Here is a 13000-nt window from a genome sequence, read left to right as displayed (position 1 = left end):
ATTAAAGCATTATGGCACATCCTAAAAGAAGACAGTCAAAGACCCGTACTCTCAAACGTCGTACCCATGACAAGGCAGTAGCTCCCACATTGGCAGTATGCCCTAACTGTGGCGCTTATCACATCTACCACACCGTATGCCCCACTTGCGGATACTACCGTGGTAAGATTGCTATCGTAATGGACGAAGGCGCTGAGTAAGAAAGATGGGAAAAATCAACGCAATAATCACTGGTATTGGCGGATATGTGCCCGACTACGTGCTCAACAATGAGGAGTTGTCGCGCATGGTTGACACCAATGACGAGTGGATTATGACACGCGTTGGCATCAAGGAGCGCCGCATCCTTACGGAGGAAGGTCTGGGCACCAGCTACATGGCACGTAAAGCAGCCAAGCAGCTGATGCAGAAGACCGGCGTAGATCCCGATACCATTGACGCCGTGATTGTAACCACATCGACGGCCGATTATAAATTCCCGTCAACAGCCAGCATTGTGCTTGGTAAGCTTGGCCTGAAGAATGCTTTCGCATTCGACTTCTGGGCTGCATGCTGCGGATTTCTTTATACGCTCGACGTGGCAGCGTCTATGATCCAATGTGGACGCTATAAGAAAATTATCGTGATTGGAGCCGACAAGATGTCGTCGGTGGTTGACTACAAGGACCGCGCTACCTGCCCGCTCTTCGGAGACGGTGCTGCCGCTGTGCTGGTAGAAGGCACCGAGGAAGAGAATATCGGTGTGATGGACTCCTACTTCCGTGCTGACGGTAAGGGACTTCCGTTCCTGCACCTGAAAGCCGGCGGTTCAGTTTGTCCTCCAAGCTATTTCACCATCGATCACCGGTTGCACTACCTCTATCAGGAGGGACGCACCGTGTTCCGCTATGCTGTGACCAATATGAGCGATGACTGTGCCCTCGTGGCAGAGCGCAACGGACTGAACAAGGACAATATCCAGTGGGTGGTTCCTCATCAGGCAAATATGCGCATCATCGAAGCTGTTGCCAAACGCCTCGAGCTTCCTATGGATCAGGTGATGGTCAACATAGAACACTACGGCAATACTTCTGCCGCCACTATCCCCTTGGCACTCTGGGAAAACGAAGCCAAACTGAAGAAGGGAGACAACATGATCTTCACTGCCTTCGGTGCAGGATTCGTTCACGGAGCAAGCTACTACAAGTGGGCTTACGACGGCGCGAAATAATACACGTCAAGACCCTGACGGGGGCTATTGAACCTAAGGGCTCAATGGCTCCCGTCGGTTTCTTCATAAACTGAAATGGACCCATCTGCGGTCCGCACCATCCATCCACAAAGAAACTACAACAGATGCACAAGGCAGGATTCGTAAACATAGTAGGCAACCCCAACGTGGGAAAATCGACGCTCATGAACCAACTCGTGGGTGAACGCATCAGCATCGCTACCTTTAAGGCACAGACCACTCGCCACAGAATCATGGGTATTGTCAATACAGACGATATGCAGATCGTGTTTAGCGATACACCAGGAGTGTTGAAACCCAACTACAAACTGCAGGAGTCGATGCTCGCCTTCTCGGAATCGGCATTGCAGGATGCTGACGTGCTGCTCTATGTGACCGATGTGGTGGAGAACCCAGAGAAGAACATGGATTTTCTGGAGAAGGTGCAGAAGATGAAAATCCCTGTGCTGCTACTCATCAACAAGATTGACGAGAGCGACCAGAAGACGCTGGGAGACATCGTGGAGAAATGGCACACGCTGCTGCCTAACGCAGAAATCCTGCCCATCTCCGCGAAAAACAAGTTTGGAGTGGATATGCTCCTGAAACGCATCAAAGAACTGTTGCCCGACTCACCGCCCTACTTCGACAAAGAGCAGTTGACCGATAAACCCGCTCGCTTCTTCGTGTCGGAGATCATCCGCGAGAAAATCCTGCTCTACTACGATAAGGAGATACCCTATGCAGTGGAGGTTCGCGTGGAACGCTTCAAGGAGACAGACCGGAATATCCATATCAATGCTGTGATCTATGTGGAGCGCGACAGCCAGAAGGGCATCATCATCGGCCACCAGGGTGTGGCGCTGAAGAAAGTGAATACCGAGGCTCGCAAGGCATTAGAGAAATTCTTCGGCAAACCCATCTTCCTTGAAACCTTCGTCAAGGTGGATAAAGACTGGCGATCATCGCAACGCGAACTCGACTCGTTTGGTTATAATCCGGAATAAAAAAGAATTCGGCAAAGACAGTCGATACCCCCTCTTACCCTATCAGCAAGAGGCCTTCACAAGGCCCATGTACAACAAAAAACAGAAACAACAAGAGCAAAAACAGATATGGCAAATTTAGTAGCTATCGTTGGACGCCCTAATGTGGGCAAATCCACACTTTTCAACCGTCTGACCAATACCCGCCACGCTATCGTCAGCGATGAGGCAGGTACCACACGCGACCGACAGTATGGCAAATGTGAATGGAACGGACGCGAATTCTCCGTAGTAGATACAGGAGGATGGGTTGTCAACAGCGACGACATCTTTGAGGAAGAAATCCGCAAACAGGTGCTGGTGGCTACCGAAGAGGCTGACCTCGTGCTCTTCCTCGTAGATATCCAAAACGGACTTACCGACCTCGACGTGGATGTGGCAAATATTCTGAGACGTTCGAAACTGCCCGTTGTGCTCGTAGCAAACAAGGCAGACGACGGTAAACACCTCTACGACCAGTATGAGTTTTACAGACTCGGACTGGGCGACCCCTACTGCGTGAGTGCAGCAACGGGTTCGGGAACAGGCGACCTGCTCGACCTCGTGGTGTCGAAACTCTCTACCGATGAGATTGACGACGTGGCAGACGGAACGCCACGCTTCGCCGTGGTGGGCAGACCTAATGCCGGTAAATCGAGCATCATCAACGCCTTTATCGGTGAAGACCGCAATATCGTGACAGATATTGCCGGAACAACGCGCGACTCTATCTATACGAAATACGATAAATTCGGATTCGACTTCTATCTGGTGGATACTGCCGGTATTCGCCGTAAGAATAAGGTGTCGGAAGACCTGGAGTTCTATAGTGTGATGCGTTCCATCCGTGCCATTGAGAACAGCGACGTCTGCATCTTGATGATTGACGCCACACGAGGCATTGAGGCTCAGGATATGAACATCTTCCAATTGATACAGAAGAATAATAAGTCGCTTGTAGTAGTGGTCAACAAATGGGACTTGGTGGAAGATAAGTCGCAGATAGCGGTGAAGACCTTTGAGAATGCCATCCGCCAACGCATGGCACCTTTTACCGATTTCCCCATCGTGTTTGCTTCAGCCCTGACCAAACAGCGCATCTTCAAAGTGTTGGAAACTGCCAAGCAGGTGTATCTGAACCGCACCATCAAGATAGGAACATCGAAACTCAACGAGGTGATGTTGCCACTCATCGAGGCGACTCCGCCACCCTCTATCAAAGGTAAATACATCAAGATTAAATATGTGTCGCAGGTGCCCAATACGCAGATTCCAACCTTCGTGTTCTACGCCAACCTGCCACAGTATGTGAAAGAGCCCTATAAGCGCTTCCTGGAAAATAAATTGCGCGACAACTGGACGCTTACGGGAACACCCATCAACGTCTTTGTGCGTCAGAAATAACACCGCAGAAACAATGAAACACATCATCACGATGATAACCCACCTGAAGGCGAAGCACCTCTCCGTGCTTTGCCTTCTCTGCTTGTGGCCACTTACCGCTTGCCACGAGGAACCTAATCCCGATGACCTTGCCCTGCAGGCTGCCAAAGGTTACTACGACGAACTCCTTGCGGGTAACTACGAGGCTTTTCTCAACGGTAAAGCCACTGCCGACTCTATGCCGCAGAACTACCGCAGCCAAATGATTCTGGTTTATCGCAACTACATGGAGGAACAAAAAGAAAACCACGGCGGACTCCATCAAGTGACTGCCGTTCGTGCGCAACGCGACACCACCCTCCATTTCACACATGCCTTCCTCCTTCTCCATTTTGCCGATTCCACCAAAGAGGAAATCACCATCCCCATGGTTGAGGTGAAAGGACAATGGAAGATGAAGTAAGACGAAGAATATTATAAAATTGCCGGAAAGTGGATTGTACTTTCCGGCAATAATTATTGAGAGTGGATGGTGAGAGATTATAGGCAGAAACCGATGCCGATACTGGAGGTGTGGGCCTTCGGGCCTTGTCCTCCCTTGAATAATGGTGTGAGTCCTGTGGTGAAGCGAAACATGAAATCACCACATCCCATGTAGGCTTCAAAATTGACTCCTGCTGTATGGATGCTCAGATCGCGTGCGGAGTTGAAGGTGTCGTGCTTGGTTTTGTAGCGTGCATGCTCTTTGTCGCGAAACTCAAACGAGAAACCAGCACCGATGAAAGCATCGCGACGACCAAGATATTGCTGGTATTCCAACATGACGGGGATGCGCATCGACCAGTAACTCATATAACTCTTGCGGATGCGTTCTTCCGCTTCAACAGGTTTGACGGTTGCCACATTATCCTCCATGAATAGCGCATGTCCGCTGTCGAAAGCGTGGCGTGTGTATCCCACCTGCATGCCTATTGCCAGTCCGATATTGTTCTGACGGTTGAAGGGGATGGCTACGTTGAGGGCGCCAATGCCAATTTCGTAGGAGTTGGAGTTTTTTGTGTAGAGCGATTGGTCTGCAGAGAATGAAAAGGCATCGCTTGTCAGATAGCGGTAACCGCAATAGAAGTTGGCATTGTGTGCTTCGAATTTCTTACGTTTGGATCGTTCCCATGATGAGCGGAGGAAGGGAGACGAAACGTAGATCTGACTCACTTCCTGTCCATCGACGTAGGTTGTTTCACTGATTTTCTTCAGTTCGTTGCCGTTGTTGTTATAAACGCCCACGGTTGTCGCTCCGTCTTTTTCGTTGACCACAATTTGTTTGTCGTTGACTACAAAGGTGGTGTCCTGCGCAGTTTCTGCCATTGTGCAGCCTGCTCCTATGATGGTGAGCAGTGCAGCGAGAAATGTTGTTTTTTCCATATTTTGTGTTTCTTTTATGATTCGTTTTATCGTGTGTAACAGAGTTTCATGATGTCGTCGGGCTTGATATTTCCCTCAATATAGATGAGGGCACCCCGTCCACCGGCAGCGTTGCTGAAGAGAATGTAGCGCTCCATGCCCGACGGAAGTGTGGGCATCATGTAGTATCCGCCTGTGATGTGTCCGTCTTCTACCACTTCACGTATTTTCTTCGCCCTTTTTCGGTCTGTTTTCAGCAGTGCGTCGATGGCCTTCCCCTGTGTCTTATAGGTCAGACTCTTATAGACGTGGAGTTGATAACCCCGAAGTCGAGCATCGTACATTTCCACCATTTTGCATCCTTTCTCATGACCGTATCGGGTGAAAGCCCTGTCTATTTCGAGTCCGGTCTGTGCGTGGACGGTAAGCATTGATATGGTGGTCCATAATACTGTGAATAATAACCGTTTTATCATATCTCGTATCATTTTTACGTTGTCAGTTGATTTCATCGAGTGCGCCAAAGGCTTCCTCGTCGGTGATAGCTACCAGTTGCAGTGCCTGTTCAGCCTCTTGTTCCACGATGTGCTGATTGGTGGTGCGCTGTCCGTCAATCACGGCAAAGTTGCGATCTTCTTTTTCATCGGGCCAAAACAGTCCAGTAGCCAGTAGTAGCGATGCTGCCACAGCTCCTGCCAACCACCATTTCCTGATGTGGTGGAGGCTGATGGTTTTGTGTTTTACCTGTGTTTCGGCAGGCAGACAACTCTTTTCCGCTTCGCTATCGACGTAGGCAAAGAGGGCCCGCAGCGGTAGCCATTCGTCGGGCAAAGATTGTGCTGTGCGGAAGAAGCGGCGCAGTTGTCGCTCTTCGTCAGCAGTAGTCTCGCCGTTCATGTATCGGTCTATCAATACCTTCACTTTGTTTCTGTCGATCATCATCTTATTGTCATTTTAATAAATTCCTGTCTGATAGTCTTTCGTGCCCTTGACAGACACTGGCGGATGTTTTCTGGTGATGCTCCCGTGATGGAGGCAATCTCTTCGGTCTCGTAGCCCTCGATGTCTTTCAGTCGTAGCACTTGAGCTTGTAGGGCAGGCAACCGATTGATGATTTCGCCTATGAGTCGCAGTTCGTCTTGTCGTTCCACATGTCGGGTGGTTTCTTCTGAGGATGGTTCTGCCGTTGGTCGCCCGTATTCCAATTGCTTGTGGCGTTGCTCGTCGATGGTTTTATGGCGTATCATGCTCAGTGCCAGTGCCTTCGGGTTAGGGTGCCTGTCGAGTTGCTGGCGCATGCTCCACAGTTTGAGCATGACCTCCTGTACCAAATCTTCGGCTGAGGCGTCATTCCCATTCATGTGTTTAGCAGCTTCCATCAGTGTTGGTCGCAGCACAACGATGCGCTTGTTGAACTCTTCGAGATCCATGTTATTTCTTTCCGTGACTCATCTGTATAACGTATGATGGGCGAGTTTTGTGACACGCGAGCTAATATTTTTTTTGTTTTCTCCTGTGACAGATATAAAAACGCAAAAAAATCAGTTTCCAAAAATATTCGACCACCATTGACCACAGAATGTGGTAAGCGTATCCGCCTCATATATGCCCATCTATAATGAAGGATGTCGCTCTGAAATAAAACTGATTGAACTTTTTGGGTAATAACGTTTTGACAAGGTGTTGTTCAATAGTTAGCAAAAGTATTGTCCAACGTTTGGTAAAGTATTGCCCAACGTTTAACAAAAGTATTACCTAACGTTTGACAAAGGTATTTTCAACGTTTGATAAAAGTATTATCCAACGTTTGATAAAAGTATTATCCAACGTTTGATAAAGGTATTATCCAACGTTTGATAAAAGTATTATCCAACGTTTGATAAAAATATTATCAAGGTTTGAAGAAAAGGTGATAAACTTACAACTCCCATTTATACATCGATATACATGGCTCGCTAAGTTGGTCCGGGTTGATGATAGATGCAATAGGTGTGGTCGATGTGGTCGAAGGGTGATCGAAATTCTTGGGCTTCGACCACCATTTAACGCTCAGAACTACTGCGTGTTATACGGTAATGGTGTTCGAGTGGTCGAAATTTTTTGAAAACTCAAATTTCTGTATGCATTGCGCGCGAACATATTATATATTATGGAAATCTCTTTAAGAGTAATGATAATTCTCGGTTTGCACTACCTTGGCAACCGTGTTGCGAAGATACTCCCGCTCGGAAAAACTCAAATTTATTTGGTTTTTCTCTCACTTAATCGTACCTTTGTAGGCAAATAGAATGAAAAAGTGGATTTACTGAATCATATCACTTATCCAGATGACTTGCGCAAACTGAAAGTTGAACAACTTCCATTACTCTGTAAAGAACTGCGCAACGATATCGTTAAAGAACTATCTGTCAACCCCGGACATCTGGCATCAAGCCTCGGAGTCGTGGAGCTGACGGTAGCACTGCATTATGTCTTTAATACTCCCGAAGACCGCATCGTATGGGATGTAGGCCATCAGGCATACGGCCATAAAATACTGACAGGCAGACGCGAAAAGTTCTGTACCAATAGAAAACTCGGAGGCATCAAACCCTTCCCGTCGCCAGAGGAAAGTCCATACGATACCTTTGCGTGTGGTCACGCGAGCAACTCTATTTCGGCAGCACTCGGTATGGCTGTTGCAGCAAAGAAAACTGGAAATACCAACAGACATGTGGTGGCTGTTATAGGAGACGGAGCACTTAGCGGCGGCCTCGCCTTTGAAGGTCTCAACAACGTCAGTTCGTCGCCCAACGACATGCTTATCATTCTCAACGATAACAATATGTCGATAGACCAGTCGGTGGGAGGCATGAAGCAATATCTGCTCAACCTCAGTACCAACGAAACCTATAATGCACTGCGGTTTAAGATTTCAAGTAAACTGCATCAATGGGGACTACTGCCCGAAGACCGACGCAAAGGACTCATCCGACTGTCGAATGCCATGAAATCTGCCATCAGCCATCAGCAGAATATCTTCGATGGCATGAACATCAGATATTTTGGACCGTTTGATGGACATAATGTCGGAGAACTGGTGCGCATACTGAAACAGATGAAAGACATGAAAGGTCCGAAACTGTTGCACCTCCACACACAGAAAGGACACGGTTATGCACCAGCAGAACAAGACGTAACGACTTGGCACGCACCTGGAAAATTCGATCCTGCCACAGGAGAAAGACTCGTTGACCAGTCACCCGACAAACCACAACGCTATCAAGATGTGTTCGGACATACGTTGCTGGAACTGGCAGAGCAGAATCCGAAGATAGTGGGAGTGACTCCTGCCATGCCCACAGGATGCTCCATGAATATCATGATGCAAGCCATGCCAGACCGCACTTTTGATGTGGGAATAGCCGAAGGACACGCTGTGACCTTCTCAGGGGGAATGGCGAAAGACGGACTCATCCCCTTCTGCAATATCTACAGCGCCTTTGCACAACGTGCTTTCGATAATATCATACACGATGTGGCACTGCTCAAACTGCATGTAGTGTTCTGTTTCGACCGGGCAGGACTGGTGGGCGAAGACGGACCAACACACCATGGAGCCTTCGACTTGGCAGCACTCAGACCCATTCCACATCTTACTATCGCATCGCCCATGGACGAACATGAACTGCGCCGGCTGATGTACACCGCACAACTGCCCGACAAAGGGCCGTTTGTCATCCGCTATCCACGTGGCGGAGGAGTATTGCACAACTGGCGTTGTCCACTTGAGGAAATCGCAGTGGGCACAGGACGTAAACTTAAAGACGGACACCATACTGCAGTGCTCTCCATCGGACCGATTGGTAATCATGTGACAAAAGCCATCGAAGACCTTGATGTGGCACACTACGATATGCGATTCCTCAAACCCATCGACGAGAATATCCTTGCCGAAGTGGCAGAACACTTCGACCGCATCGTCACCGTAGAAGATGGAGTGAAAGACGGAGGACTCGGTTCTGCCGTAGTAGAATGGATGGCAGATCATCACTACCATCCCGAAGTAATCAGACGGGGATTGCCCTCCGACCATTTTGTGGAACATGGAACTGTGGCACAACTCGATCACCTTGTAGGACTGGATGCCGAGGGCATCCGCAAAGCCATTATATCATGAAGATTGTAATAGTCGGAGCAGGTGCCGTAGGTGTGCACCTGGCAAAACTGCTTTCACGCGACCATCAGGATTGCGTGCTTATCGATGCCAATGCCGAACGACTGGCTGACCTCGATAGCAAGTTTGATATCATGACCGTTGTGGGATCTCCCACAAGTATCAAAATACTGCGCGAAGCTAATGTAGATAAAGCCGACCTCTTTGTGGGAGTCACTCCCGACGAGAGCCAGAATATGAATGCTTGTATCATTGCACATTCGCTGGGAGCGAAGAAAACCGTGGCACGCATCGACAACTATGAATATCTCGCTCCAAACCTTAAACCCTTCTTCGAGAAGATGGGCATCAACTCGCTGATCTATCCAGAAGTTCTGGCAGCCATAGATATTACCAACGGACTCAAAATGTCGTGGGTCAGACAACGATGGGATGTGCACAACGGGGCACTCGTCATGCTCGGCATTAAACTGCGAGAGACCTGCGAGATACTCAACCAACCACTGCGCGAACTATGTGGACCAACAGAACCGTACCACGTAGTGGCTGTGAAACGCAACGGAGAGACACTCATCCCCGGTGGTAATGATGAACTCCGCACAGGCGACCTCTGTTATTTCATGACCACCAGTGAATACATACCCTATGTGAGAAAATTCACAGGAAAGGAACACTATGCCGATGTGAAGAACGTGATTATCATGGGAGGCAGCAAAACCGCTGTGCGCGTGGGACTGACATTGCCTGAATACATGAATCTGAAAATCATAGAGAAGAACGAACAACGCTGTGAACGACTCAACGAACTGCTGTTGGACACCGATGCCATGGTGATTCACGGTGACGGACGCGACCTCGGACTGCTTCAGGAAGAGGGAATACAGAACACACAGGCGTTTGTCGCACTGACCGACAATGCAGAAACAAATATCCTTGCCTGTCTTACCGCCAAACGGTTGGGCGTGAGGAAAACCATCGCCATGGTGGAAAATCTCGACTATGTGGAGATGGCAGAGAGTCTGGACATCGGTACCATTATCAATAAGAAAACCATTGCTGCCAGCCATATCTATCAGATGATGCTCGACGCTGACGTCAGCAATGTGAGATCGCTGATGATAGTCGATTCTGACGTGGCTGAGTTTGTGGCTGCAGAAGGATCGAAGATTACCAAAAAGCCAGTGAAGGATCTCGGACTTCCGATTGGTGTAACGATCGGTGGACTGGTGCGCAACAATCAAGGAATCCTTGTCAATGGATTCACACAGATAGAACCGGGCGATTCTGTCATGATGTTCTGTCATGAGCACAACCTGAAAAACCTCGAAAAATACTTCAAACCATCGACAATATGGTAGAGGCGAAGTTACTATACAAGATTCTGGGATCACTGCTCATCATGCTTGGACTGCTGATGGGCGGATGTGCCCTCATGGCGGGATGCTACCAAGAGGATGACATCATGGCATTTCTCATCTCGTCTCTCTTCACTGGATGTTGCGGCTTCATATTCAAATACTTGGGACGTAACGCAACCAACGACATGAGCCGGCGAACTGCGTATCTCGTAGTCACACTATCGTGGCTGCTCTATAGCTTGTTTGGAATGTTGCCCTATATCATCGGAGGATACATCAACAGCGTGACAGATGCCTACTTTGAAACCATGTCGGGATTTACCACCACGGGAGCCACCATTCTCGACGACGTGGAGCGACTGCCCCATGCATTACTCTTCTGGAGATCTCTGTCACAATGGATTGGTGGACTGGGCATCGTATTCTTCACCATTGCCATTCTACCCTCGTTGGTGGGCGGAAGCGTCAAGGTGTTTGCCGCTGAGGCTACTGGCCCTGTGCGCACCAAGATGCACCCACGGTTGAGCACCAATGCTAAATGGATTTGCAGCATCTACCTTGTGCTTACTGTAGCTTGTATCCTTTCGTATTATGCGGCAGGGATGGAATGGTTTGACAGTGTGAACTATTCAATGTCAACTACTGCAACGGGAGGATTTGCACCCCATAACGACAGTGTGGAACACTATCATAGTGCTGCCGTAGAATATGTGTCACTCTTGTTCCAATTTCTATCGGGAATCAACTTTACCTTATTATATATAGTAATCTTTAAACGGCAACTGCGACAACTGGTGCAAAACTCGGAGTTCAGACTCTATCTCTTTGTAGTGTCTTTCTCAGCTATCGTTATCATGGCCATACTGATCTATAATAATGGTTACGGCACAGAACGCGCTTTCCGATGTGCCTTGTTCCAAGTGGTGTCGTTTATTACCACCACAGGACTCTTCAACGACGATGCTGGAGCGTGGCCCCATATCACTTGGGTGATACTCGGAATATGTATGTTTCTCGGAGCTTGTGCCGGAAGTACCAGTGGCGGATTCAAATGTATCCGCGGTTCGATGGTACTCAAAGCCATGCAGAATGAGTTTCGGCAGATACTCCATCCCAGTGCCGTACTGCCTATCAAGGTCAACGGACAGAATGTGCCTTCTTCAAAGGTGGCGACGCTATTGGCTTTTTTTGCACTCTATGTGGTGATGTGTCTTATTTCCGCTACTATTATGATTGCTGCCGGCATTGACAATACCAATGCCATTACGATAGCGCTGAGTTGTATGAGCAATGTCGGACCAACTCTCGGAACAGAGATAGGTCCTGTGATGTCGTGGGCAGGACTGCCTGATGGCATCAAATGGATCTGTTCATTTCTCATGCTTGTAGGACGTCTGGAAATCATGTCGGTTATGGTGCTCTTCACTCGTGGCTTCTGGACCGACAATTGAATACAGCAGAATAAATACCCTAAAGAACTTATATTAACGAGAGAAAAAATGAAAGCATTCAAATTTCAACCGCTGCTCAAACAGACACTCTGGGGTGGCGACCGCATCATTCCCTTCAAGCATCTCGACGCAAAAATGGATAACGTTGGCGAGAGCTGGGAGATTTCGGGAGTGAAGGATAATGAAACCATAGCCGTGGGTGACGGACGTTCGCTCAATCAATTGGTGAATGATATGAAGGAGAAACTCGTGGGAAAGGCCAACTACGAGCGTTTCGGTACCGAATTCCCATTACTCATCAAGTTTATCGATGCACGACAGGACCTCTCTATCCAAGTGCATCCCACCGATGAAATAGCCCATCGCCAAGGCAAGAGTCGCGGTAAAACCGAAATGTGGTTTGTGATGGATTCTGCACCAGAGGCCAAACTCTATAATGGACTGAAGATGCAAATCACACCAGAACAGTATAAAGAGATGGTGGCTAATGATACTATCTGTGATGCATTGGCGCAATATCCTGTCAAGGAAGGCGACTGCTTCTTCATTCCTGCGGGACGCATCCATGCCATTGGCGCCGGATGTTTCCTGGCTGAAATACAGCAGACCAGCGATGTGACTTACCGTATTTATGATTTTAAGCGAAAGGATAAAGACGGAAACTACCGTCAGCTACACACCCAAGAGGCTTCGGAGAGTATTGATTATACGGTGCTTCCCGACTATCGTACACGCTATGAGGCACGCAAAAACGAGGGGGAACTGCTGGTAGAGTGTCCTTATTTCAATACTGCTGTCTATGATTTGGACGAACCCATGACCATTGATTACAGCGAACTCGACTCGTTTGTCATCTTGATAGGCATGAAGGGTGAGGGTACGCTGACTGTTGATGGCGAGAATATGCCGTTTCGCGAAGGAGAAACTGTATTGGTACCTGCCACCGCCAATGAGGTGCGTAGCGAGGGAACTATCAAATTCTTGGAAACCTACGTGCTCTCTTGAGCAAAGAAAGT

The 13000-nt window shown here is 48.5% G+C and carries 13 protein-coding genes; 9 read left to right on the top strand and 4 right to left on the bottom strand.

Annotated features, from left to right (window positions below; genetic code table 11):
- Nucleotides 1-11: 11 nt before the first annotated feature.
- From rpmF to CIK96_RS03110, 5 genes are all read left to right on the top strand, one after another.
- Nucleotides 12-200: a 50S ribosomal protein L32 gene (gene rpmF, locus CIK96_RS03130; RefSeq protein WP_094389495.1), complete on the top strand. Its 189-nt coding sequence runs from the start codon at nt 12-14 to the stop codon at nt 198-200.
- Nucleotides 201-205: 5 nt separating this feature from the next.
- Nucleotides 206-1210 carry a beta-ketoacyl-ACP synthase III gene (locus CIK96_RS03125; protein ID WP_094389496.1) on the top strand — a complete coding sequence of 335 codons (1005 nt, stop codon included), beginning with the start codon at nt 206-208 and terminating at the stop codon, nt 1208-1210.
- Between the two features lie 125 nt (nt 1211-1335).
- Complete coding sequence (gene era, locus CIK96_RS03120) at nt 1336-2217, top strand: GTPase Era (protein WP_094439582.1); 882 nt, start codon at nt 1336-1338, stop codon at nt 2215-2217.
- 108 nt (nt 2218-2325) lie between these two features.
- Nucleotides 2326-3639: a ribosome biogenesis GTPase Der gene (gene der / locus CIK96_RS03115; RefSeq protein ID WP_094435420.1), complete on the top strand. Its 1314-nt coding sequence runs from the start codon at nt 2326-2328 to the stop codon at nt 3637-3639.
- A gap of 13 nt (nt 3640-3652) precedes the next feature.
- Nucleotides 3653-4081 (top strand): hypothetical protein, encoded by a 429-nt coding sequence (locus CIK96_RS03110; protein WP_094435422.1) that lies wholly within the window; start codon nt 3653-3655, stop codon nt 4079-4081.
- A gap of 77 nt (nt 4082-4158) precedes the next feature.
- Here CIK96_RS03110 and CIK96_RS03105 read toward each other — a convergent pair whose 3' ends face one another.
- From CIK96_RS03105 to CIK96_RS03090, 4 genes are read right to left on the bottom strand one after another with little or no spacing between them, the layout of a single operon-like run.
- On the bottom strand, nt 4159-5040 hold the full coding sequence (locus CIK96_RS03105; RefSeq protein WP_094439580.1) for a hypothetical protein: 882 nt from the start codon (nt 5038-5040) through the stop codon (nt 4159-4161).
- Between the two features lie 26 nt (nt 5041-5066).
- On the bottom strand, nt 5067-5495 hold the full coding sequence (locus tag CIK96_RS03100) for a hypothetical protein (protein WP_254046574.1): 429 nt from the start codon (nt 5493-5495) through the stop codon (nt 5067-5069).
- Nucleotides 5496-5517: 22 nt separating this feature from the next.
- Nucleotides 5518-5961, bottom strand: a complete 444-nt coding sequence (locus CIK96_RS03095; RefSeq protein ID WP_144007471.1) for a hypothetical protein — start codon at nt 5959-5961, stop codon at nt 5518-5520.
- Complete coding sequence (locus CIK96_RS03090; RefSeq protein WP_094439576.1) at nt 5958-6449, bottom strand: RNA polymerase sigma factor; 492 nt, start codon at nt 6447-6449, stop codon at nt 5958-5960. The genes CIK96_RS03095 and CIK96_RS03090 overlap by 4 nt, the downstream gene beginning before the upstream one ends.
- An 866-nt stretch (nt 6450-7315) precedes the next feature.
- Here CIK96_RS03090 and dxs point away from each other — a divergent pair.
- From dxs to CIK96_RS03070, 4 genes are read left to right on the top strand one after another with little or no spacing between them, the layout of a single operon-like run.
- The gene (gene dxs, locus CIK96_RS03085; RefSeq protein WP_094389502.1) at nt 7316-9178 is read left to right on the top strand and encodes a 1-deoxy-D-xylulose-5-phosphate synthase; all 1863 of its coding nucleotides are present in this window, start codon (nt 7316-7318) and stop codon (nt 9176-9178) included.
- Nucleotides 9175-10533, top strand: coding sequence for a Trk system potassium transporter TrkA (gene trkA / locus CIK96_RS03080; protein WP_094435430.1), 1359 nt, complete (start codon nt 9175-9177; stop codon nt 10531-10533). Before dxs ends, trkA begins: the two co-directional genes overlap by 4 nt.
- On the top strand, nt 10527-11984 hold the full coding sequence (locus CIK96_RS03075) for a TrkH family potassium uptake protein (protein ID WP_094435432.1): 1458 nt from the start codon (nt 10527-10529) through the stop codon (nt 11982-11984). The genes trkA and CIK96_RS03075 overlap by 7 nt, the downstream gene beginning before the upstream one ends.
- Before the next feature lie 48 nt (nt 11985-12032).
- Complete coding sequence (locus CIK96_RS03070; protein WP_094435434.1) at nt 12033-12989, top strand: type I phosphomannose isomerase catalytic subunit; 957 nt, start codon at nt 12033-12035, stop codon at nt 12987-12989.
- Nucleotides 12990-13000 lie beyond the last annotated feature (11 nt).

The organism is Prevotella sp. P4-98, from assembly GCF_002251405.1.
In the GTDB taxonomy this organism is placed as follows: domain Bacteria; phylum Bacteroidota; class Bacteroidia; order Bacteroidales; family Bacteroidaceae; genus Prevotella.
The sequence above is the reverse complement of the archived record's forward strand: the minus strand, read 5'-3'. Positions and strand labels throughout refer to the sequence as shown.

Coding starts and splice junctions, on each gene's coding strand:
- CIK96_RS03100 (WP_254046574.1), bottom strand. CDS start 5,495: ATGATAAAACGGTTATTATTCACAGTATTATGGACCACCATATCAATG.
- CIK96_RS03110 (WP_094435422.1), top strand. CDS start 3,653: ATGAAACACATCATCACGATGATAACCCACCTGAAGGCGAAGCACCTC.
- trkA (WP_094435430.1), top strand. CDS start 9,175: ATGAAGATTGTAATAGTCGGAGCAGGTGCCGTAGGTGTGCACCTGGCA.
- CIK96_RS03070 (WP_094435434.1), top strand. CDS start 12,033: ATGAAAGCATTCAAATTTCAACCGCTGCTCAAACAGACACTCTGGGGT.
- CIK96_RS03095 (WP_144007471.1), bottom strand. CDS start 5,961: ATGATGATCGACAGAAACAAAGTGAAGGTATTGATAGACCGATACATG.
- CIK96_RS03075 (WP_094435432.1), top strand. CDS start 10,527: ATGGTAGAGGCGAAGTTACTATACAAGATTCTGGGATCACTGCTCATC.
- CIK96_RS03105 (WP_094439580.1), bottom strand. CDS start 5,040: ATGGAAAAAACAACATTTCTCGCTGCACTGCTCACCATCATAGGAGCA.
- der (WP_094435420.1), top strand. CDS start 2,326: ATGGCAAATTTAGTAGCTATCGTTGGACGCCCTAATGTGGGCAAATCC.
- rpmF (WP_094389495.1), top strand. CDS start 12: ATGGCACATCCTAAAAGAAGACAGTCAAAGACCCGTACTCTCAAACGT.
- CIK96_RS03125 (WP_094389496.1), top strand. CDS start 206: ATGGGAAAAATCAACGCAATAATCACTGGTATTGGCGGATATGTGCCC.
- CIK96_RS03090 (WP_094439576.1), bottom strand. CDS start 6,449: ATGGATCTCGAAGAGTTCAACAAGCGCATCGTTGTGCTGCGACCAACA.
- era (WP_094439582.1), top strand. CDS start 1,336: ATGCACAAGGCAGGATTCGTAAACATAGTAGGCAACCCCAACGTGGGA.